Source organism: Actinomadura sp. BRA 177 (genome assembly GCF_013372625.1).
In the GTDB taxonomy this organism is placed as follows: domain Bacteria; phylum Actinomycetota; class Actinomycetes; order Streptosporangiales; family Streptosporangiaceae; genus Spirillospora.
In genome coordinates this window covers 1-446 of sequence record NZ_JABXFD010000695.1, presented here as the reverse complement: position 1 = coordinate 446, position 446 = coordinate 1, and the positions used below count along the sequence as shown (strand labels likewise).

Here is a 446-nt window from a genome sequence, read left to right as displayed (position 1 = left end):
GGTGGGCGGGGGGGCGGGGACGGCGGGGCCGCGAGGGCGGGCGGGTCCACGGCCCGGCGGCCCGGCCGCCGGGGGCGTCCCGGCCGGTCGGCGCGGGGATGCCAGGCGGGCGGGTGGTAGGGGAGGGCGGCGGGGCGCGGGCCGCCGAGGTGGCCGACGGTCCGGGAGCCGAGGTGGAAGAGCGGGCCGCGCCCGCAGTCGGTGGCCGCGGGGGCGGGGGACGTCACGCCGCCCGAGACCCTCACCGGAGACCCGCTGGCGGTCTCGGGCCGGCCGTCCCAGGGGGCGAGGAGGTAGCGTCCGCCGCCGAGGGCGATCGGGGCGGACGGACCGGTGCCGGCGGGGACGACGTCCAGCCGGCCGGGCGTGTAGCGGGCCAGCCGGTCGCCGCGCCGCCTGACGGCGAACGGCGTGCCGTCGAGGCGGCCCGCGTAGAGGAGCTGGGC

Annotated in this window: 1 pseudogene; it reads right to left on the bottom strand. The window is 83.6% G+C overall.

The features are described from left to right. A pseudogene (locus HUX53_RS38230) lies at nt 1–446 on the bottom strand (hypothetical protein); the annotation flags it as partial.